Raw genomic sequence first — 23,757 nt, forward strand, 5'->3', positions numbered from 1 at the left:
AGTAAATAGCTGGGAAATAGTAGTCTTATAGATCCTGCCAAGAGGTAAGGGAGTAAGGCGCGGATATTACCTGGGTAACACAGAGCAATGATAGGAGAGAGGATTTGATTATGAACGTGTATAAGTATTTGAAAGTATGGATGGCTGCAATACTGGTTCTGACCTCATCAGGTATAAGTCCCTTCCTTGCAAAGGCGCAAGTCGCCAGCTGGCAGACTATAGCAGATCCTAAAATTACTAGCAGCATCTCGACAGTGGGCTACGCAAACGGGTACTGGCTGATTTTCAATACTGCCGGCAGTTATTCCTATTCTACTGACGCGATTAATTGGACCCTGGGGCAGAATAATATAGACGTGAATGGTAGAAGATGTAACGGTAAAAAAGCAATAGATACGGGATCTGAGTTATTAATTAGTTGTGACAATGGAGATATATTAGCCGTGCCGGACGGTAAAAGTCCTGCCGACATAGGAAATTGGGAGGCAAGAAGATCTCTCAGCGATAGTGTCAATCACAATCTGACCGCGATTGCTACGGATGGTGCGGGTACGACCGTAGTAACGGGTCAAGCCGGTTCGATTCTGGTGTCAAAAAACGGGACTACCTGGGCAGACAATCGACAGAGCGGAATAAATCCATATGGTGTTGCTTTTGGAGAAGGTAAATTCATTGTCACCGGCGACAATTCTGCTAGCAAAAGCGTGCTCTACTCCTCAACGGACGGGGTAACGTGGACTGTGGTGGGCGGCGCAAGCCCCGCGCAGCGCCTAAGAGGAATCGCTTACGGCAACGATAAGTTTGTTGCTGTCGGATACAGCGGGTATATTTACGTTTCCGAGGATGGCGTGACCTGGAAGAAAGAAAATCCCCCTTCAGATGTATCAGCAATCACATATACAAATTTAACATTTGGAGCAGGCAAATTTTACGCCACGGGAACGAAGGAAACATTGATTTCCTCAGTGGATGGTGTAAATTGGGAAACTGAAATGTACACCAGCACCGGCACCAAAAATTATACTTCGGTTGCGGTGACAGAGGGGCGTGCGATTGTGGCCGCTTCAGACCTGCTTAAAACAGCCGTCGTGACTACACCGGCATCAAATGTCACTACTTTTGCAACTACAGGCAAGACGACGACAACAGCGAGCTTCAGCTGGACCGCAGCAAGCGGAGCGACAGCGATTAAGGTTGAGCAATCGCCTAAAGGTCAGAACAGCTGGACCACGGCGCAAACGGGAGCGATCGGTGTCTCGGCTGCAAGCGCAACCGTGTCGGGTTTAACCCCAACGACCGAGTATGATTTCCGTCTCGTTGTAACAGGCGGCACGAATGCAGGCAACTCAAACGTAGTATCGGTGCAAACCGATACACCAATCGTACCAGTTGCGGATTTCGCAACTACAGGCAAGACGACGACAACGGCAAGCTTCAGCTGGACCGCAGCAAGCGGAGCGACAGCGGTCATCATCGAGCAGTCGCCAAAAGGCCAGAACACTTGGACCACGGCACAAACGGGAGCAATCAGCGTCTCGGCTGTAAGTGCAACGGTCACGGGTTTAACCCCAACGACCGAGTATGACTTCCGCCTGGTAGTAACAGGTGGCACGAACGCAGGCAACTCGAACGTGGTATCGGTGCAAACCGATACGCCAATCGTGCCCGTTGCGGATTTCGCAACTACAGGCAAGACAACGACCACAGCGAGCTTCAGTTGGACCGCAGCAAGCGGAGCGACAGCGATTAAGGTTGAGCAATCGCCTAAAGGTCAGAACAGCTGGACCACGGCACAAACGGGAGCGATCAGCGTCACCGCTGCAAGCGCGACGGTCACAGGGTTGACCCCAACGACTGAATACGATTTCCGTCTCGTTGTAACAGGCGGCACGAATGCAGGCAACTCAAACGTAGTATCGGTGCAAACCGATACACCAATCGTACCAGTTGCGGATTTCGCAACTACAGGCAAGACGACGACCACAGCGAGCTTCAGCTGGACAGCAGCAAGCGGAGCGACAGCGATTAAGGTTGAGCAATCGCCAAAGGGCCAGAATACTTGGACCACAGCGCAAACGGGAGCGATCGGCGTCTCGGCTGCAAGTGCAACAGTCACGGGTTTAACCCCAACGACCGAGTATGACTTCCGCCTGGTCGTAACCGGCGGTACGAACGCGGGCAACTCGAACGTAGTATCGTTGCAAACCGATACACCAATCGTGCCAGTTGCGGATTTCGCAACTACAGGCAAGACGACGACCACAGTGAGCTTCAGCTGGACGGCAGCAAGTGGAGCGACAGCGATTAAGATCGAACAATCGCCGAAGGGCCAGAATACTTGGACTACGGCGCAAACGGGAGCAATCAGCGTCTCGGCTGCAAGCGCCACCGTGTCGGGTTTAACTCCAACGACCGAGTATGACTTCCGCCTGGTCGTAACAGGCGGTACGAACGCAGGCAACTCGAACGTAGTATCGGTGCAAACCGAAACACTAATCGTACCAGTTGCGGATTTCGCAACTACAGGCAAGACGACGACAACAGCGAGCTTCAGCTGGACCGCAGCAAGCGGAGCGACAGCGATCATCATTGAGCAGTCGCCAAAGGGCCAGAATACTTGGACCACGGCACAAACGGGAGCGATCAGCGTCTCCGCTGCAAGCGCAACGGTCACGGGTTTAACTCCAACGACTGAATACGATTTCCGCCTGGTAGTAACAGGTGGCACGAACGCAGGCAACTCAAACGTAGTATCGGTGCAAACCGATACACCAATCGTACCAGTTGCGGATTTCGCAACTACAGGCAAGACGACGACTACAGCAAGCTTCAGTTGGACCGCAGCAAGCGGAGCGACAGCGATTAAGGTTGAGCAATCGCCTAAAGGTCAGAACAGCTGGACCACGGCGCAAACGGGAGCGATCGGGGTTTCCGCTGTAAGTGCAACGGTCACGGGTTTAACCCCAACGACCGAGTATGACTTCCGCCTGGTAGTAACAGGTGGCACGAACGCAGGCAACTCGAACGTGGTATCGGTGCAAACCGAAACGCCAATCGTACCAGTTGCGGATTTCGCAACTACAGGCAAGACGACGACCACAGCGAGCTTTAGCTGGACCGCAGCAAGCGGAGCGACATCGGTCATCATCGAGCAGTCGCCGAAGGGCCAGAATACTTGGACCACAGCGCAAACGGGAGCGATCGGCGTCTCGGCTGCAAGCGCAACGGTGACGGGTTTAACTCCAACGACTGAATACGATTTCCGGCTGGTAGTAACAGGTGGCACGAACGCAGGCAACTCAAACGTAGTATCGGTGCAAACCGATACACCAATCGTACCAGTTGCGGATTTCGCAACTACAGGCAAGACGACGACTACAGCAAGCTTCAGTTGGACCGCAGCAAGTGGAGCGACAGCGATTAAGATCGAGCAGTCGCCGAAGGGCCAGAACACTTGGACCACAGCGCAAACGGGAGCGATCAGCATCTCCGCTGCAAGCGCGACGGTCACAGGGTTGACCCCAACGACTGAATACGATTTCCGCCTGGTAGTAACAGGCGGCACGAACGCAGGCAACTCGAACTTGGTATCGGTGCAAACCGATACACCAATCGTACCAGTTGCGGATTTCGCAACTACAGGCAAGACGACGACAACAGCGAGCTTCAGCTGGACCGCAGCAAGCGGAGCGACAGCGATCATCATTGAGCAGTCGCCGAAGGGCCAGAACACTTGGACCCCAGCGCAAACGGGAGCGATCAGCATCTCCGCTGCAAGTGCAACGGTCACAGGCTTGTCCCCAACGACTGAGTACGATTTCCGTCTCGTTGTAACAGGTGGCACGAACGCAGGCAACTCAAACGTAGTATCGGTGCAAACCGATACACCAATCGTACCAGTTGCGGATTTCGCAACTACAGGCAAGACGACGACAACAGCGAGCTTCAGCTGGACCGCAGCAAGCGGAGCGACAGCGATCAAGATCGAGCAGTCGCCAAAAGGCCAGAATACTTGGACCACGGCACAAACGGGAGCGATCGGCGTCTCCGCTGCAAGCGCGACGGTCACAGGGTTGACCCCAACGACTGAATACGATTTCCGTCTCGTTGTAACAGGCGGCACGAACGCTGGCAATTCAAACGTGGTATCGGTGCAAACCGAAACACCAATCGTGCCAGTTGCGGATTTCGCAACTACAGGCAAGACGACGACAACAGTGAGCTTCAGCTGGACGGCAGCAAGCGGAGCGACAGCGATTAAGATCGAACAATCGCCGAAGGGCCAGAATACTTGGACTACGGCGCAAACAGGAGCGATCGGTGTCTCGGCTGCAAGTGCAACGGTCACGGGTTTAACTCCAACGACCGAGTATGACTTCCGCCTGGTAGTGACTGGCGGCACGAATGCAGGCAACTCGAACGTAGTATCGGTGCAAACCGAAACGCCAATCGTACCAGTTGCGGATTTCGCAACTACAGGCAAGACGACGACAACAGCGAGCTTCAGCTGGACCTCAGCAAACGGAGCGACAGCGATCATCATCGAGCAGTCGCCAAAAGGCCAGAATACTTGGACCCCAGCGCAAACGGGAGCGATCAGCGTCTCGGCTGCAAGTGCAACGGTCACGGGCTTGAACCCATCAACGGAGTATGATTTCCGTCTCGTCGTAACCGGCGGCACGAACGCAGGTACGTCCAATGAGGTATCGGTGACGACACCTGCAGCTTTGACGTATTCCCTCTATCCGATCGGTGATCAGACACTGAACGCTCTTGTCATCGGGTATGCACCAGGTACTCAGGAGATCAGGAATATCGGGCTATCCCGTACGGGAACGGGCAAACTGAGTAATCTGAATGTTTCTCTCAGCGGTACGAATGCCGGTGATTTTGAAATCACTCAACCGGCCCTGACAGAATTAAATGAATTCAATTTGCAGACTGATTTTACTATAAAAGCTAAAGACGGACTTGCAGCCGGAACTTATACGACACAGGTCACCATATCGGCCACGAACATGACGGACGTGACTTTAACCGTCACACAAGTGGTGAATCTTCCTAATGTTCCTGCCAATCCGCAGAATCTTACAGCAGCGGGCGGGGACCGTCAGGTCGAACTGAACTGGAGCACAGTAACCGGAGCTACCTATTACGATGTTTACAGAGGAACTGCTTCCGGGGTTTATGACAGTACGCCAATCGCAACCGTGACGGGCGCCACTTATCTTGCCAAAGATTTGACCAATGGGACAACCTACTACTTTATAGTGAAGGCAGGGAATCCGGGCGGCGGCAGCGCAGCTTCTAATGAAGGAAGCGCAACCCCGGGCGCCGTTCCACTGGCTCCAACGAATGTGACTGCCGTAGCCGGCAACGGTGAAGCGACAATAACATTCACGGCTCCGGTAAATAATGGGGGGCTGCCGATCACTCAATATGAAGTAACGGTATCGCCTGGGAATACAATCGTAACGAATGCATCCAGTCCGGTCACGATAACGGGACTGACTAACGGCACGAGTTACACGTTTACGGTAAAAGCAATAAATGCAGCAGGAAAAAGTGAAGCTTCTGCCGCTTCCAATGCGGTGATCCCTGCCGCTCCTTCTGGTGGAGGGGACAATGGCGGGGGTAACGGAGGAAACACCGGCAGCCCATCTCCCAACCCGGATCCGCAGCCACAGCCGCAGCCTAGCGTTGTAGATGTGATCATTAACGGTAAACCGGTAAACGCAGGAACACTCCTTACAACCAGCCGCAACGGTCAGAAGGTCGTGACCGTCAGCGTGAACGAAGAGCTCCTGAAACGTTATCTTGAAGCTGAAGGTAAAGGTGCGGTCGTGGTTGTTCCCGTTACCGCTGAATCTGATGTTTATGTGGCTGAATTGAACGGTCGGATGGTTAAGGGCATGGAAGCAGGGCAGGCTGTCATTGAAATCCGCACAGATTCTGCCTCCTATACTCTGCCTTCGCAGCAGATCGACATCGAAGCGATTTCCCGGCAGTTTGGACAAAACATCCAGCTTCAAGATATCAAAATTCATCTTCAAGTTGCGGAACCATCAGCGGATATCATCCGCCTGGTGAACGAAGCAGCTAAGAAAAGCGGCTTTGAGACAGCTGTGCCGCCGCTTAATTTTACCGTGCAAGCGGCATATGGCGGCAGAACGATTGATATAAGCAATTTCAATGCCTATGTAGAACGCGCAATGTTGATTCCGGATGGCGTAGACCTCGGCCGGATTACAACAGGCGTTGCGGTAGAACCAAACGGAACGGTCCGACATGTACCGACCAAGGTAATGAAGAAGGACGGCCAGTATTATGCGATTATTAACAGTTTGTCGAGCGGCACTTATGCCGTAGTCTGGCATCCGCTGGAATTCAAGGATGTCGAGGGCCACTGGTCTGAGCAATCCGTGAATGATATGGGATCTCGGATGGTCGTCAGCGGAGTGGGCAGTGAATTATTCCAGCCGGACCGCGATATTACCCGTGCTGAATTTGCCGCTATTATTATCCGCGGATTGGGGATTGAGCTGGATAACGGCAAATCTGCATTCGCCGATCTGAATAGTTCCGACTGGTACTATGATACGGTGTATACGGCTCACAAGTATAACTTGATCAACGGCTTTGAGGACGGTACGTTCCGTCCTGAGGATCGGATTACCCGCGAACAGGCTATGGTTATTCTTTCGAAGGCTATGCTCCTTACAGGTTTGAAACAGAAGCAGGCCGACAGTACAATTGAAGAGCAGCTGAAAGCTTTTACAGATGCTCTGGATGTATCGGGCTGGGCGAAGAGCGGCATAGCCGACAGCGTCCAGGCTGGGATTGTAACCGGCAGAAACGGCGGAAAACTGGCACCGAAAGCGTTCATCACCAGAGCAGAAGTAGCCGCTACCTTGCAGAGACTTCTTCAGAAATCCGACTTAATTTGAGGTTTTAAGATTTCAATACATGAACCTTGTCACAATAAAGGTTACCGTAGCAGCTGTTCAATGACTGCTGCGGTAGCCTTTTTTGCTTATTAAATCTTGGTCAGCGCGAGTAATCGGTGCAGGGTGCATATTCAGAAAATATTCAACAGGTTCTGTTCTAATGATAGATGCGACAATAATCGCATACTGCGGCACTATCTTGGATGGATACACCCCCTGAGACATTTTTTTGGTAGAATAAAGAATAATGAGGGGCAGGGGTAACGGGCATGAAGGTGATCATTGTCGATGATGAGAAGCTTGCTTTAAGAAAAATAGAGAAATTGCTGGGTGACCAGGAAGGATTGAATACAGAAATTGAACTGGTCGGGGCGTACCAAGACCCGGTTGAAGCCCTTGAGGCTGTTCAGCGCGAAACGCCGGATATAGATTTAGCGTTCCTGGATATCGAGATGCCGGAGATGAACGGTTTTGAATTGGCGGAGCGGTTGTTGGCGTTATATCCGCAGCTCCAGGTTGTTTTTGTGACGGCTTATCACAGTTTTGCCGTGAAGGCGTTCGAAGTCGATGCGCTGGACTACCTGCTGAAGCCGGTTCATCCTTCCAGGTTGTCTGTGACTTTGAAAAGAGCCGCAGCCGGCCTTGCTGTACCAGCGGGTTCGGATCGAGAGAACCGGACCGGTACGATGCTGTGCTGCCTGAGAAGCCTGCATTATCTGGATACGGGCGGCCAGAGGCAGTACTTTTCATGGAAGACGCTGAAAGCGCCGGAATTGTTTGCGTATCTGATCCATCACCGGGACAGAACGGTGGGCAAGCAGACGCTCATCGATCTCTTGTGGCCGGATTATGATTTCAAAAGGGCAACCGCCCAATTGCATACCGCCGTTTATCAGATCCGTAAAATGATCAGAAGCTGCGCTCTCGATATCACGGTCAAATACCAGGATGAGGCTTACCGGCTGCTATGGGGCAACACAACGCTGGATGTGGAAGAATGGGAGAAGAGTCTGCAAGCTGCGCCTCCTGTCATGCCAGATACGCTGGAGTTGCATGTCAATATGCTGGATCAATATACAGGCGATTATCTGGAGGAACACTGGTATTCCTGGTCGGACTATGAGCAGGAGCGGCTGCGGCTGCTATGGTTGCAGCATGCGAAGCAGGTGGCGGAGTGCCGCGCGGGGCTCGGGCATTATCCGGAAGCAATCGGGCTGTACCAGATTATGATGGAGAAGTTTCCTTATATGGAAGCGGGGTATTACGGACTGATTCGGATTTATGCGCTGCTTCACAACACGGCGGAAGTGAGACGGATTTACCAGCTGCTGACGGATGAATTGGCAAAAGAATACGGAACGGCACCCAGTGAGGAACTGAGAGAGTGGTACCGGCAGTGGGAACTGGAAAATCCGTCGTCCCTAAATGTACAGTAGAGCAGAATAAACAAGCAGTTCGCAGGAAGGGGAGTCGGGTTTGAAAATCAAAATCTTATCCGCGCTTCTAATGATTGCCGGGGTGATTCTCTTCAGCTATCCCAAGGTGGCGGAAATGGTAGAGGATGCCCGGCAGCAGAAGCTGGAAAAGGATTGGATTGCCAGCTTTCAGAATGTGGAGAGTGTATCGGAATCCGCTCCGGTTTCCCCGGATTCTGATGAAATAGGGACTGCGGAGAACAGCCCGGAAGGCGCCGCCGAATTCATGAAGAGTTACGCGGGGGCTGGGAAGGTCGAAGGAATTCTGGTAATCGATAAGATCGGCCTGCGGCTGCCTATTCTGGAAGGGGCTACTAACCGCAATCTGAAAACAACGGCGGCCAGTATCGAGCATACCGGCACTGCCGGAGAAATCGGCAATTATGCAATCGCCGGGCACCGGAACCGGACTTTCGGCCGCAATTTCAACCGGCTGGATGAACTCGAAGCGGGCGATCAACTGAAGGTGGACACCGGTGAAGCAAGTTACCAGTACACCGTAACGGAGAAAACGCTGGTTAAACCGGAGGATGTCTGGGTGCTGGAAGGAGACGGCAGCAGCAAAGAAATTACCCTCGTTACCTGTCATCCTATCGATAATCCGACCCATCGCCTTATTGTCAAAGGACGCATCATCCCATAAAAAAACCGCTCAGGCTCCCGCAGGGAGAACCAGAATGAACAGCGCGCCGCAAGTGCCGCGCCTTCTGGAGCTGAGTGGTTTTTTTGACGTATAAGAGATGAAGGCGGAGCTTGTCTATATTCAGAAAATATTCAGAGCAAAGGCATATAATGGATTTGTTTGGCTGCTCTCTACAATCATCAGGATATAGCATAGAAGATGCAGTTAGAAAAGACTATAAGAGGAGAGGTGGGAAATTCGGATGTTAAGAAAATGGGGAAAGCTGCCCTATGTTTTTATGGCAGTTATCCTGCTGCTCAATCTGCTTGCCCCTTCATCTTTTGCGCTCGCTAACGGCGTATCAGGTGGAACAGGCGGAGAATCCGTGACGACGGGAGTATACGGCACAGGCGGAGATTCAACTGTCAATGGCAGTGTGTACGGAGACCCCAATGCGAAGGGCTTGGCCGCCAGCGGCCCGGTTATCCAGCAGAATATCATTACAGGGATATCGATGAAAGACAAGGACGGCAATAAGATCGAAGATGTTCGCCTGGATCAGGGAGCAAGGGTTCAAGTAGATGTTTACTGGACACTTCCCGATAATCACGGATACAGCAACGGATCAAGCTTTACCTTCGATCTTCCGGACAATTTCAAGGTAGACCGGCCATTGACCGGTGAACTCGAAGGCGATGTAGGGACGTACGAAGTGACGCCCGAGGGACAAGTTACGTTTGTTTTCAGTGAAGAAATCGAGAACAATCAGAAATGGACCGGGAACTTCTACGTATGGAGAGAATTTGAGGAAAGTAAATTTTCCGGCGGGACTAATCAAGAAATTATTTTCCAGTTCCCCGGAGAGCAAATTGTTATCCCCGTTTATTTCAAAAGCAAAAGTACCAAAGAAATGAACAAGACGGGCTCGCCGGACAAAGGCAGAAATCCGGGTAAGATCACCTGGACAGCGGATATAAATCTCGGCGAGAAGAAGATTCAGAACGCGGTGTTCAAGGATATGCTGAAGGGCGACGCCAACCTTGATATGGATATGAACTCCATTGAGGTATATGCACTTGAAGTGCAGCTCGACGGTAAGCTCGTACAGAAGCAGAAGCTGGACCCGAATAACGATTATACAAGTACGCCGAATGCGGGCGGATTCGTGCTCAATCTCGGAGACATCAGCAGCGCTTACCGGGTGGTGTATACTACCGGTATTACCAGTACAGCGGATAAGACTTATGTCAATGAGGCAGAACTGTCGGGTACGGGGCTAAGCAGTCCGCTGCCGGCTACGGCAAGCGTACCGGTGCAATTCAGCAAGCCGCTTACGAAGAATTCGCCGGCTTATGATTCGGCTTCACAGACGATCACATGGGCGGTTCAGTATAATTACAATGAGCAGACCATCGCTGCCAACGACGCTTGGATCGATGATATTATTGAAACGAACCAGCAGGAGCTGATTCCTTCGTCGTTCGAAGTATACGAGATGACGATTGACTCCGGCGGCAATGCAGCGCAGAAGACGGGGACGCCTCTAACCGAGAATACGCAGTATACGGTTACGCCAACCGCTACCGGATTTAAATTGACTTTCACCGACGCGGTGGACAGTGCTTATGAAATCAAGTACAAGACCAAAGCGGTGGACCGGGTACATGCCGACAAAGTCACCGTGACCAATAAAGTATCGATGCCGGGTGTTCCGGAGATCAAGGCATACCGGGATATCAATCAGGTCATTTTCTGGAAATCATATGGAAAAATCGATTATGCGCTCAAAATCATGGACTGGAAAATCAGTCTGAATGATGACGAGAAGCAAATGTCGGACGTGTACATTCTGGATGATTATGCCGGACAAGGCATGACGATGCTTCCGGATACGCTGGAGATCAGCGGGTTGACCAAAGATACGGATTATAAGATTGAGGCTGACCCGGATTATACGGAAGGCTTTAAAATTACGTTCCTGAAAGACATTACTACGAAACACATGATCACGTACTCCACTCAGTTCGATCCCGCAAATAACAAAAAGACCCAATACACAAACAATGCGCATCTTAACTGGGTCGAAGGCGGAGTGCAGCAGATTGCCATCAGCAAGACGGTGGATCGTCCGCTCGACAATTATACGAAGGATAACGGCAGCAAGACGGGCAAATACGATGCCGTTACCAAAGATATCAATTGGACGCTGGATATAAACTATAATCTGCATAAGATTGATCAAGGGGTTGTCCGGGATTTCTATACCGGGGAACAGACTTTCAAACCAGGCTCAGTAAGCGTGCAGGCTCTGAAACTTACGGGCGCTGACAACGGAGTTACACCAACGGGTGCACTTCTGGTGCTGAATCAGGATTACAAGATCGAGACGAAGACGTTGAACGGAAAAGACGGCTTTGAGCTGACATTCCTGAAACCGATCGATTCGGCTTACCGCATCAAGTATACAACCAGCCTGGAGAATCATCCGGTTGCAGCCGTATACAGCAATGAAGCGGTTCTGATTGACGCATCGCAGCCGGCCAAGGAGCTCTATAAGAAAACCGCTACCGTCAAGCCGAAGTTCGGCGGTGAGTATATCAATAAAACCGGCCGTCAAGGTACCGGAGCCAGCCAGGAGTATGCATACTGGCAGGTGAATGTTAACCGGAGCCAGTCTGTTGTGGAGAATGCGGTATTGAAGGACACTTTGTCCGCGAATCAAATTCTTCTGCCGGGCTCTTTCAAACTGTACCATACAAGAGTAGTGGCGGATGGCACACTGGCTAAGACAGGTCCCGTCAACGAAACGGAATATACGCTGAACGTGCAGGCGAATTCGTTTACCCTCACCTTCAAAAACACGCTGCACGAGGCTTATATACTTGAATATGAGTCATTCATCAATGCGGATAACGGCGAGTCCATCAGCAATAACGCCACACTTGCCGGACAATCCTCCGGCAGTGTGCAGGAGAATGGCCATGGCAATTTTGTTGCCAAATTCTCAGGAGCCGGAGGCGGTGCTCAGACACCGGGCAAAGGTAATTTGAAGGTCATTAAAGTAGATGCTGTGACTAAAGCTCCGCTTCAGGGAGCGCGCTTTGCCCTCTACGACAAGAGCGGAGCGACCCTCCTTCAGGAGCTGGTTACCGATGCGAGTGGAGAAGCGCTGTTTGAGAATTACAAGTATAAGGAATACATGCTCAAAGAAGTATCCGCACCAGCCGGATATTTGATCTCCGATGAGTATAGAGTCGGCAAAAAGCTCACCTTCACCCAAACTGCGGCAGAAGTGACCGTAAACAACACTAAGGGTGTCTGGGATGTGGAATTAACGAAGGTGGAGCAGGGAGTTCAAGGGAACAAGCTTGAAGGTGCTGTCTTTAAGCTTCAAATGCTGTCCAATGGCAGCTACGCTGATGTGCCGGGTAAGAGCGCCCTTGTAACCGACAGCTCGGGTACCCTTATGCTGTCCCATCTTGATCCCGGCAGCTATCAGTTCGTTGAAACGACTGCACCGAAAGGCTTTAAGCTAAGTACGGTGCCTGTGACTTTCACTATCGAAGCCAATCAATCGGCTCCCAAGAAAGTAACAGCGGTCAATGAGCGTTATATCGGCTCTGCTGAGCTTGTCAAGACGGACGAGTATAATAAAGCGCCGCTTGAAGGAGCGGAATTCGAACTAAGGGACGAGCAGGGCAATATGCTGAAGACGGGCTTGAAAACAGATTCCAGCGGCAAACTGCTGGTCAACGGCCTGAAATCAGGCAGCTACCAGCTCGTTGAAGTTCAGGCTCCGGCCGGTTATGTACTGAAGCTGGATCCGCTTAAATTCGACATCGCAGACGATCAGCAAGTCGGATTGACATTCACAAACAGCCGGATTACCGGTTCAGTGAAGCTCACTAAGATCGAGACAGGACGTCCGGATCAGAAGCTGAAAGATGCCCAGTTCCGGATTCTGGACCACGATAAAAAGCCGGTCAAGGACAGCGGCGGTCTGGATATAACAGGCCTTCTCACGGACGCAAACGGCGAATGGACCGTGTCCGGACTTAGACCGGGACGCTATTATGCGGAAGAAACTGCTGCACCGGCAGGTTACACGATCCAGAACGCCTTGACGGAGTTCGAGATTGTGGAAGGTCTTGAAACGACTGTCGTTGTGGAAAATTCCCGCATAGTCAGCGGAGGCGGCGGAGGCGGCGGCGGCAGTGTTGATCCGAACCCGCCAGTAACGCCGCAGCCACCGGTAACACCGGATCCCGATCCGGAAACTCCGGTGACTCCGAATCCTAAACCGGAACCACCGGCAACGCCGGATCCGAAACCGGACCAGCCGGGCGGCGGGGAGCCGTCCGATCCCGGGACTGACGGACCGGCAGATCCGACTGTGCCAGTCCAGCCGGAAGTTCCGGGTGAATCCGGAACTCCGGATACAGGCGGCACGGACGATGGAGCGCAGCCGGGCGGAAGCAACCCGCCAGCAACAGGCGGAGCGGGTGAGAGCGGCGGCTCTGACAGCTCCGAAGGCGGCAGCGGCGGCTTAGTTAAGGATACGAATGATAGTGACGGCGGCAGCGCAGATTCGTCACAAGGAGGATCCGTCAAGGGCTCGGCGGCTGATGTGCTTCCTCAAACGGGGGAAGCCAGCAGTCTCCCGATCCAGCTTGCAGGTCTCGGCCTGATGGTGCTGGGAGCTGTCCTGTATCTGCTTCGCAGAAAACATGGCAGTAAGCACGGAGTATAATTTTGCAGGTTCAGAGCCGGCCTTGCGGTCTCCGGTCTCCGTCATCTCCAAGATAAGCGGGGGGAAGTCATACCGGCAGGTAGCGAAATCAGGCTCCGAACCAAGCGTTAATCTAAAGTAAGCCGATACAATGTACAAGTACAGGGTTACAGCAAAGGGCTGTTCCGGGTCATCGTGGATGACTTGCGGAACAGCCCTTTTGTTTATCCGTGAGGTCGGGTTAGTCTGCTTCTACCGGACAGGATATGTATGCTTGCGGCCTATTGCGGTGTACGAGGCCTCAGATCCGGCCTCGGGATTTCAAAAGAAACGGTGGTGCCTTGGCCCTGCTTGCTGTCTATCGTCAGACCGTGCCCGTAGAGCTGCTTAAGGCGGCGGTGGGTATTGCGGAGGCCGATTCCCTGTGATGCAGGGCGCTGCGGATGCTCCAGCAGGTCATGAATCCGCTCAGCGCTCATCCCACGGCCGTTATCTTCAATCGAGACCCGGATCGCTCCCTTTGCGCGGTACATGCGGATGTGCACAGTACCTCCCCGGGGAAGGCTGAGTGCACCATGCTTCACGGCATTCTCGACCAAGGGCTGAATCGTAAGCGGAGGGAGCAGGATGTTTAAATTCGGCTCGTTATTCCATACGACGGTAAGACGCTCGTCAAAGCGTTCTTTCTCGATATAGAGATAGCAGCGGACCAGCTCCAGTTCACGCTCCAGAGGGACCAGCTGCGCGGAGTTCAGGAAATCGAAGCTCAGTCGAAGATACGTGCTGAACGCCTCGATAAGATCATTCATCTTGTCTGTGTCGATGTCGCTGAGCGCTGTAATGGAGTTGAGCGTGTTGAACAGAAAATGCGGCTGGATCTGCGCCTGCAGATAAGCGGCTTCCATACTCAGCCGGTCCTGGATCGACTGTTTGAGATCGGTCAGCGCCCGTACCCGGGATCTGAGTTCCAGCGCATCGACCGGTTTCGTCACATACTCACTTGCTCCGGCCAAGAAACCGGAGTAGATGTCCTCTGGGCGGCTGCGTGTCGTCAGCAGCAGGACCGGAAGCTCCGAAATCGAGTAGCGCTCACGGATGAGGCGAGTCAGCTCATAGCCGGAGATGTGCGGCATCATGACGTCCGCAATGATCAAATCCCACGAAGCGGAATTGATCAGCTTCAGGGCCTCTTGGGGGCTGGTCGTTATGACGACCTCATACGCATCGGCCAGGAGAATGTCGCCGAGGATTCTAAGGTTGACGGGGTCGTCGTCAACTGCCAGTATTCTCGGTCGGCCTTCCGTCAGGCCGTGCTGCATCAGGGGCAGCGTGGCGGCAGATGCTTCTATTGCAGAGCCTCCTGCCGCAGCTTCCAGGTGAGCTCTAGCTGCAGCCTTTGTGGCAAGAGCGCCGACTGCAGCCTCTGCAGCAAGAGCTCGGGCTGTATCCTCTGCAGCAAGAGCTTCAACGGCCACTCCCGAAGCTACCAAATCTCCGGTAGATGGGGCATTCGCAGCTTGGGCCGCAGCAGCCGAGTCTGCTGAGGCCCAGGCAGCCGCTGCGGATACGGCGGGATTGGCCGGAGCCGGCTCTGTCGCCGCCCCGGCTGAATCTGCGCCTAAGCCTGAAGCCGCAGGGATCAGCTGCTGCGGGCCTGCCAAATACTGGGCGTCCCGCGCTTCTTCAGCCAGAGGGAGGTTGAACGTAAACACCGATCCTTCCCCTGGAGCGGATTTGACGGTCAGCCTGCCTCCATGCAGCTGCACCATCTGCTGGCAGATGCTCAGGCCGAGCCCGAGCCCGCCAGCTGAAGAGGATCTGGGGGCGTCTCCCTGCTCATATGGCCGGAAGACTCTATGCTGCATATCCTCATCCATGCCGCATCCGGTATCGGATACATGGATATAGGCCTGGCCGGCACGAATTTCAGCACGGATCAGGATAGCTCCGGTGTCGGTAAACTTAACGGCGTTATGCGTCAGGTTGAACAGGATTTGAATCAGCCGTGTTTCATCGGCGAGGACAGGCGGGAAGGAGGCGGGAATATCCATAACGAACCGGACTTTTTTGCCCTCCGTCAGGAATTTCAGCATGTCCAGCACCCCCGAAGCAGCCGCCTGGATGCGGACACTGCGGGGCTGCAGCTTCACCCGTCCTTCGCGCAGTTGGGTCAGGTCCAGCAGATCGCCGAGCATCAGCGACATACGCCGTCCTACAGTGACCAGGAGCTCCAAGTTCTGTGTGCTTTTCGCATCGAGTACCGGTCCGCTTGTCTCCAGTACCTGCTGGGCAATATTCAGGATGCCGTGTAGAGGGGTCCGCAGCTCGTGCGAGGTGTTCACCAGGAACTCGTCCTTCATCTTGTCGGATTTCTGAAGCTCCTGCGCGAACTCGGACATCCGGTTGTAGGTATGGATGAACTGCCTCAGGCAAAAGGCGGCAAAGGCGACAAATCCGATAATGAGATCGAACGGATAGTATACATTCTGCGCCCAGCCCAGGCTCTTGGCGACTCCCCAGCCTACACTGCTGGTGAGCGCGGATGCAACGAGCAGCAGGTAAATGGAATCCTTGCCATTGCTCAAAGCTTGCCGCAGGGTCACGGCCGTTACGATCAGGAAAGGCGGGAAGTAAACGAAATGAAAGGCCCGCACGGCGAGCTGCACGACATCAACAGGAGCCAGAACAACAAAGATGACGTATAGGACACTCATCCATGTGAACCAGCGGAATACCTTGTATTTGCTGTATTGCGGGAGCACATGTAACACTAGTTGGAGAAGGAACAGGGCGACGACCGTATACGACACATATAACAGCTTGACGCCGGCGGCATAGCTTATCGGCAGCCACAGGAGGAGCAGCTGCTTGTCATCCACGAGTGTCATGATAATTGCGCTTAGCGTAGTAAGCATGAAATATACGAGTTGGCGCTTTTGCGAGAACCCGCTGAGATATAGAATCAGGGCGTACACGGCATGGATGGCAAAAATAATACAGATCAGCAGCTGCAGTCCCGTCGTTAACAGATCAGCCCGGTTGATCGCTTTCTCGGACCCTAATTTGATCGACTGATAGAGACCGCCCCGCATTGGATTATCGAAGTTGGCGACATGCAGAATAAGTTCCATTTCCCTCAGATTATTTGCAAAATAAGCCGTGGAGGGAAGATTGCGCGGGGTGTACAATTCTTTTACGGCGGCCGGTTCCCCGGTTTGCTGCAGCAGCTTCCCGTTGATGAAGATTTTAGAAGAGGCAGGGATTCTGGGAATCTGGATGCCCAAATACGGCTGATCCTCCGGATCAACCAGAATACGCAGCCGGTAGGACCCGTATCCGATGTTCGAAGGATTCTCCGGGTGGAGGCTTTCCTTCCAGTTGCCCGGAACTTGGATCAGGCGGGTTTCCTCAGGGGAAGAAGCAGCCCCGGCTGAGCCGGACATTCCAGGGTCGATGAACTTGTCCGGGTAGAACTCCCACTCCCCGTTCAAAGTGACGGATCTGCTTGCGGCAAAGTCCCATCCGCGCAAATCAAGTTGGCCCCGGACTGCATGGGGCTGTACGGGGCCCGCATAGAAGAGATTCCACAGCAGATGGATAACGGTGAGCATAAGGACGAAAAAACCGGAAATAAGGAAAAGTTTGCTTTTGGTCATAGATACTCTTCTTTTCTTAAAGAATTATTGGATGAGCAGATAGTAGTCATTAGGAAAATTATACATGAAATCCAGGCGGAATAACGGATCTGTTGATAATATTCAGAGCGCCCGGTTGGATAAATTTTCATAAATCGCAGAATGGATGCTCTGAGTACGCAGATGTGCGGGTTGTCAGCATAAGTTGAAGAAGCGGAGTCAGCTTGTGGAAGTGAAGCAGCCGCTAGCGGGTGATGATGGATGTAATTTTAAATACCCACTTGACAGGTATGAATAATTGGTTTAATCTTGCTTCAAGATCATTAAATGAAAAGTAATTAAGTGAACCATCATTAAATGAATCATCATTATCTTAAAATTAAATTAAATTAGGACAGCCGATTGGACAGCCAAAGGCTCCTGGACTCTCTTGCCGACGTACGGAGGAGAAGACGGGAGCTTTTTGTGTTCCGGCAGGCAGCACCGGCTGATGGAGCGGGCATATGGCCGAACGGATTCCGGCCGGACCGTGCATCCGAGTGCGGCAGCCAGTGCCGGCTTGCTGACGGGCCCTTATTGCGAAAGGAGCGGCATGTGGAGGATAAAGACTGGGCATTACGCGAGGAAGCCGACTGGCTGTTCCGCAGGATGGTCCGCAAGTTCGTGAAAGAGCGAGACAAAATCTCGGTCGAAGGCATTACACTGCCGGGCATGCTCATCCTGAACTCCATTCAGCGCGAAGGGGAACAGCGTCTCGGGGAGCTGGCCGAACAGCTGGATTTCACCTCGGGCGCGGTGACGGCGCTGTGCGACAAGCTGGAGGCGGGCGGCTACGCGGTCCGCAAACGAAGCGCAACGGACCGCCGGGCCATTGCGCTGGAGATAACGGACAGAGGCAGGGAACTGATCGGCCGCAGCAGCGGCATCAGCGCTTGCATGATCGAGGTTCTGTTCAGCGGGCATACGCAGGAAGAGCTGAAGCATCAGATCGCTTGGTCCAGGCGTGTGCTGGAAAGGCTGGATGGTTTTGCGGAAACGGTTCTCCAGTATGCCGGAGATGCTATCCCGGATGAGCCTCCAAATGGGACTCCAGATGAGAGCCTGGAAGAGAGCCTGGATGGGAGGACCCCGGATGGCACCCCGGATGAGACAACCGCCAGCAGGCAGGCCGCCTCTGATCCTCGGCAGGATGCATCAGCCGTCCGGGCCCCTGATCCTGCGCCGACAGCAGCGAACCGGAAGAAGCATTTTATTTCCTACTAAAGGATGCAGCGCCGCAGCTTGGGATTGAAGGGATGCAACAGGGCCGGGCCGCACCGCGCCGCGCAGCAATTTCCCTTTTTGTAACAGTGAATCTTAAATGGCTGGCTCTATGAGTGTTCCGATTAAGGAATGGCCTGAATGATTAGTGACATGAGTTTTTAGCGGGTGACTAATTTTAAGATCACAGATTTTAAGCAGCTAGACCCTATAAATAGATAATATTTTTTCCTATTAAAAATTAAAAGAAGAGTTAAACAATTAAAAAATCGAGAGGAAGTTATACATATGGGACATCCGACAATTTACCCGACAGGAACGACGGTCTATAACAAGAGCAAAAGCTGGAGCGGCTACACGATTTACCAGGCGGCAGATACGGGGGCGCTGTTGATTGACATGAACGGCCGGGAAGTGCATTTGTGGAAGGGGCTGAGAGGGTTTCCGAACAAGCTGCTGCCGGGCGGGTATGTGCTGGGCAGTACGGCGGAGCGCGATCCGAAGTACGGGTTTCAGGATGAAGTGAACCTGGTGCAGGTGGATTGGGACGGCAATATCGTGTGGAAGTTCGACCGCTACGAGCACATCGAAGACCCCGGGCACCAGCCCCAGTGGATGGCCCGCCAGCATCACGACTACCAGCGCGAAGGCAATCCGGTCGGGTACTATGTGCCGGGTCAGGAGCCGCAAGTGCTTTCAGGCAATACGATCATTCTCGCTCACAAAAATGTAAACCGCCCCGAAATCTCCGACAAGGAGCTTCTGGACGACACGATTCTCGAAGTGGACTGGGAAGGAAATGTCCTCTGGGAGTGGACAACGAGCGATCATTTTGAAGAGCTGGGCTTTGACGAAGATGCCAAGAAGGCGCTGTACAACGATCCGAACACCCGATTCTTCGGGGCGAACGCCGGCGACTGGATGCATATCAACTCCGCTTCGGTCCTCGGGCCGAACAAGCATTATGATGCGGGGGACGAAAGATTCCATCCGGACAACATTATCTGGGACGCGCGGGAGACGAACATCATTGCCATCACGGACAAAAAGACCGGTAAAATCGTCTGGAAGCTCGGCCCCGACTATAACACTGAAGAGACGAAACACATCGGCTGGATCATCGGCCAGCATCACGCCCACCTCATTCCGCAGGGACTGCCCGGAGCAGGCAACATCCTGATCTTCGATAACGGCGGCTGGGGCGGCTATGGCGCGCCGAATCCGGAATCGCCGGACGGTATCAAAAACGCCCGCCGCGATCACTCCCGCATTCTGGAGATCAACCCGGTTACACTCGAAATCGAGTGGCAGTACACGCCGACGGAAGCGGGCTTCCAGGCTCCGCTCGATTCATACCGGTTTTACAGCCCGTACATCAGCTCCGCCCAGCGCCTGCCGAACGGCAATACGCTGATTACGGAGGGTGCGGACGGCCGGATTTTTGAAGTGACACGTGAGCATGAGCTTGTCTGGGAATACATTTCACCTTACAAAAACAAACGTAACTCCAACATGGTCTACCGCGCCTACCGCGTGCCTTATGAGTGGGTGCCGCAGTTGGACCTGCCGGAGGAAGTGGAAATTGCGCCGATCGACGTAGCGGACTTCCGCCTGCCGGGAGCGGCTGCCCGGGGAGCGGTGACGACGGTGGAAGTCGAAGGAACGGTTTCGTACGGCGAGGGTGCGCTGTGCGTAGCGAGAACGGACGAAAGCCAGCCGGAGAAAGGTTAGGGGGTGAGCGGAATGCGTACATATACCGGTCAACACGCAGAACAGACGAATCATGCGGGCGTCGGGAGACAGACAGAGCCTATCTCCGCTAAAGGTCGTGCGGAACATAGTGCAGAGCGCACAGATTGTGCAGATCATGCTGCGCCAGCAGCTAATACGGGTGTTGCAGTTCAACATAACCGGCGGCAGCGCGCAACCGATGACAGACATTGGGGCCGCACTCTGCTGGCACTTGCGATGACCGTCTCCCTGCTCGCCGTACTGGCAGGCTGCGGTCAGGCGGCCGCCGACCCGGAGCAGGGCGGCGCGGCCAAGCTGAAGCTCAGAATCGCGGACATCTCGACGAATTCGATCTTCCGCGTCGCCAAGAGCAAGGGCATTTTCGAGAAACACGGCATCGACGCCGAGCTCGTCTCGTTCGCCACACCGGCCGAAGGCGTCAACTCCCTGTTCATCAAACAGGTGGACGTGGCGTTCGGCGCGGATTTTCCGCTGCTGAATGCGGTGAGCAAGGGCGATTATTCGATCTTTGCGTCGTCGGGAACGGCAACGGATCTGAGCGCCAGCGAGTGGAAGCTATTCGTCCGCAAGGAGATCAAGAGCGCGGCCGAGCTGAAGGGCAAGAAGCTGAGCTTCTCCCGCGGCACTTTTATCCCGTATCTGTGGGATGTGTATCTGGGCCAGAACGGCGTCAAATTGTCCGAGGTGAAGCTGATCGGCCAGGGTGGTTTTGATGAAGCGTATGTTGCGCTCAAAAAAGGCGAGATCGACGGCGCATGGGTATACGGCGCGGTGCTGAACGAGAAATTCGCGGCGCTCGCCGAGGCTCATGAGCTGGCGGACATGTCTCAAACCCCGGTCCGGCTGGGGAACGGCCTCATCGCTCCGAATGAGCTTCTCAAGAACAACAAGGCTGGATTCGTCGCTTTCGTAAAAGCGCTCGATGAAGCTTCCGCTTATGTACAGGCTAACCAGGAGGAAACGGCGGACATCATGTATAAGCAAGTCAAGCAGCCTAAGGAAGCGACACTGAAGGACCTGCCCAAGAACCCGTGGAGAATCGGTTTCACTGATAAAGCATACAACGGCTACAAGGAGCAGAAAAAATACATGGTCGAGAACAATATCATCGAGAAGGATTTTGACCTGAACAGCAAGCTGAATCTGGATATTCTGCGGGAAGCTTTTCCCGATCGGGTCATTGAATTGAAATAGTACGGATATCGGAAAAGTAGGAGCATGGGCCGGGCCGACCATTACGCACGCAACTCCGCAATGCGCACATGGTAGTGGTCGACCGACCGCCGTCTTGCGCCGAAATACCGACTGCTGTCATGCAGCAATACGGATATCGGAAAATCGGGAGCATGGGCTGGATCGACCACTACGCATACAACTCCGCAATGCGCACCTGGCAGCGGTTGATCGAACACCGTCCTGCACCGGAATATGGATCTCTGTCATGCGGTGAATTACGGACCTCTCCCATGCACCGAAACACCTGACGTAACACCGGCCTCTGTTATGCAGCGAAACACCGATTGCTATTTATGCAGCAATACACCAACCGCTGTCACGCAGCGAAATACGGCAAGAACAAAACGTAATAAAACTGAACAGGGGGATGAAGTATGAGTACTAAGACAGCGCCGAAACGCAACGAAATCCACATCGAACGTCTGGACAAAAGCTACGTGCAGCCTTCCACGGGGGAGCTGCCCTATATCATTCAAGACGTGAACCTGGCGGTCCGGGGCGGCGAATTCTTCGTCCTGCTGGGGCCGAGCGGCTGCGGCAAATCGACGCTGCTCAGTCTCATCGCAGGCTTCGTCTCCAAGACGTCCGGCCAGGTTCGCGTCGGTGACCGCGAGGTTGAGCGGCCCGGCCAGGACCGCGCCGTCGTCTTCCAGCAGGCCGATTCATCCCTGTTCCCCTGGCTCACGGTCAGGGAGAACGTAGAGTTCGGCCTGCGCATGAAGCGTGTCCCGGCGGCAGAGCGCCGCGAGATTTCGGACCAGTATATCGCACTGGTCGGTCTCAAGGGCCACGAGAGCAAATTCCCGCGCGAGCTGTCCGGCGGCATGAAGCAGCGCGTGCAACTCGCCCGCGTGCTCTCGAACGATCCGGCCATCCTGCTCATGGATGAGCCGTTCGGCGCGCTCGATGCGATGACGCGCCGCACCATGCAGAAGGAGCTTCAGCGGATTTGGCAGGAAACCGACAAAACCGTCATTTTTGTCACCCACGACATCCAGGAAGCGCTGCTGCTCGGTGGCCGCATCGGCATCATGTCCGCCGGCCCGTCGTCCAACATCTCGCACATCTACGACGTGCCCCTCGCGTATCCGCGGGATCTGGGGTCGCCGGAATTTTACGAACTTTACAACCGCATCCAGGCGCATTTCGACGAATAGGGAGGAGAAGCCGATATGAACACGAACGCCATTACCGCCAAAAAACCGATCACGACCAAGCCACCAATTACGGCTGCTACTGCTTCTGCCCGGAAACCATTCATACGCAAGCCTTGGTTCAAAAAAACGCTGCTCACCCTTCTCTTCTGGATCGCCGGATTGCTGCTGTGGCATGGGCTGTCGCTCGTGTACGGCCCGGAAATTCTGCCCGGCCCGATTCTGACCGCCCAGGGCGGCTACGAGCTGCTGGCAGACGGCACCCTGCTGCATTATATCGGCATCAGCTCGTACCGCGTCCTGCTCGGCTGGACCTTGGGCAGCCTGCTCGCCATCCCGGTCGGCCTCGTTATCGGTAAAGTCAGCGCCATCCGCGCTTTCGCGGAGCCGTTCCTGAACTTCATCCGCTTCATCCCGCCGATCGCGTTTATCACGCTCTTCCTCGTCTGGTTCGGCATCGGGGAGACGTCGAAGGTCGTGCTCATCCTGTACGCGACTTTCTTCATCGTCGTGCTGAACACCTTGACCGGCGTGCTTGCCGTGGAGGAGGACAAAATCCGCTCCGCCCGCAGCATGGGCGCTTCCGAGTGGCAGATCGTCCTGCACGTCATCATCCCGTCCACCGTGCCGTACATGTTCACCGGCATCCGCCTCGCCATGGGCACCTCCTTCATGGCCATCATCGGCGCCGAAATGATCGCCTCCAACGAAGGCGTAGGCTACCTGATCTGGAACTCGCGGCTGTTCTTCCGCACGGACTGGATCTTCGTAGGGCTGATCTGCCTGGGGCTGATGGGATTTATTACGGATCGCGCCGTCGCGGTGCTGGGGCGTAAACTTTTGGCAAGGTATGGGGTTGCGGGGACGTCGGGGTTAAGGCGGTAGGTGCGTTAAATGCAGTTTCAGTGTACAAGTTTTATGGATCTATATGAACGTAATTAACAATG

At 53.9% G+C, this 23,757-nt stretch carries 10 protein-coding genes; 9 read left to right on the top strand and 1 reads right to left on the bottom strand.

Annotated features, from left to right (window positions below; genetic code table 11):
* Window positions 1–110 precede the first annotated feature (110 nt).
* From EDM21_RS15905 to EDM21_RS15920, 4 genes are all read left to right on the top strand, one after another.
* Window positions 111–6,947, top strand: coding sequence for a fibronectin type III domain-containing protein (locus tag EDM21_RS15905; protein WP_157336984.1), 6,837 nt, complete (start codon window positions 111–113; stop codon window positions 6,945–6,947).
* A gap of 269 nt (window positions 6,948–7,216) precedes the next feature.
* Window positions 7,217–8,383 carry a response regulator gene (locus EDM21_RS15910; RefSeq protein WP_157336986.1) on the top strand — a complete coding sequence of 389 codons (1,167 nt, stop codon included), beginning with the start codon at window positions 7,217–7,219 and terminating at the stop codon, window positions 8,381–8,383.
* A gap of 40 nt (window positions 8,384–8,423) precedes the next feature.
* Entirely contained in the window at window positions 8,424–9,065 is a 642-nt protein-coding gene (locus EDM21_RS15915; RefSeq protein ID WP_235918224.1) for a class D sortase, read from the top strand.
* Between the two features lie 241 nt (window positions 9,066–9,306).
* Complete coding sequence (locus tag EDM21_RS15920) at window positions 9,307–13,794, top strand: collagen binding domain-containing protein (protein WP_157336988.1); 4,488 nt, start codon at window positions 9,307–9,309, stop codon at window positions 13,792–13,794.
* Between the two features lie 260 nt (window positions 13,795–14,054).
* Here the strand turns inward: EDM21_RS15920 and EDM21_RS15925 are convergent, their stop codons facing one another.
* Entirely contained in the window at window positions 14,055–17,429 is a 3,375-nt protein-coding gene (locus EDM21_RS15925; protein WP_157336990.1) for an ATP-binding protein, read from the bottom strand.
* A 381-nt stretch (window positions 17,430–17,810) separates the two neighbouring features.
* On the opposite strand from EDM21_RS15925, the gene EDM21_RS15930 reads away from it, so the two are divergent.
* The 5 genes from EDM21_RS15930 (at window position 17,811) to EDM21_RS15950 (ending at window position 23,695) form a co-directional block, all read left to right on the top strand.
* Window positions 17,811–18,671 carry a MarR family winged helix-turn-helix transcriptional regulator gene (locus tag EDM21_RS15930; protein WP_235918225.1) on the top strand — a complete coding sequence of 287 codons (861 nt, stop codon included), beginning with the start codon at window positions 17,811–17,813 and terminating at the stop codon, window positions 18,669–18,671.
* Window positions 18,672–18,956: 285 nt separating this feature from the next.
* Window positions 18,957–20,399 carry an aryl-sulfate sulfotransferase gene (locus EDM21_RS15935; protein ID WP_157336992.1) on the top strand — a complete coding sequence of 481 codons (1,443 nt, stop codon included), beginning with the start codon at window positions 18,957–18,959 and terminating at the stop codon, window positions 20,397–20,399.
* Between the two features lie 237 nt (window positions 20,400–20,636).
* Window positions 20,637–21,614 (top strand): ABC transporter substrate-binding protein, encoded by a 978-nt coding sequence (locus EDM21_RS15940; protein ID WP_201280803.1) that lies wholly within the window; start codon window positions 20,637–20,639, stop codon window positions 21,612–21,614.
* Between the two features lie 416 nt (window positions 21,615–22,030).
* On the top strand, window positions 22,031–22,813 hold the full coding sequence (locus EDM21_RS15945) for an ABC transporter ATP-binding protein (protein WP_157336996.1): 783 nt from the start codon (window positions 22,031–22,033) through the stop codon (window positions 22,811–22,813).
* Window positions 22,814–22,828: 15 nt separating this feature from the next.
* Window positions 22,829–23,695, top strand: a complete 867-nt coding sequence (locus EDM21_RS15950) for an ABC transporter permease (protein ID WP_157336998.1) — start codon at window positions 22,829–22,831, stop codon at window positions 23,693–23,695.
* Window positions 23,696–23,757 lie beyond the last annotated feature (62 nt).

It is taken from the genome of Paenibacillus lutrae, from assembly GCF_009757775.1.
GTDB classification, from domain to species: Bacteria; Bacillota; Bacilli; order Paenibacillales; family NBRC-103111; genus Paenibacillus_F; species Paenibacillus_F lutrae.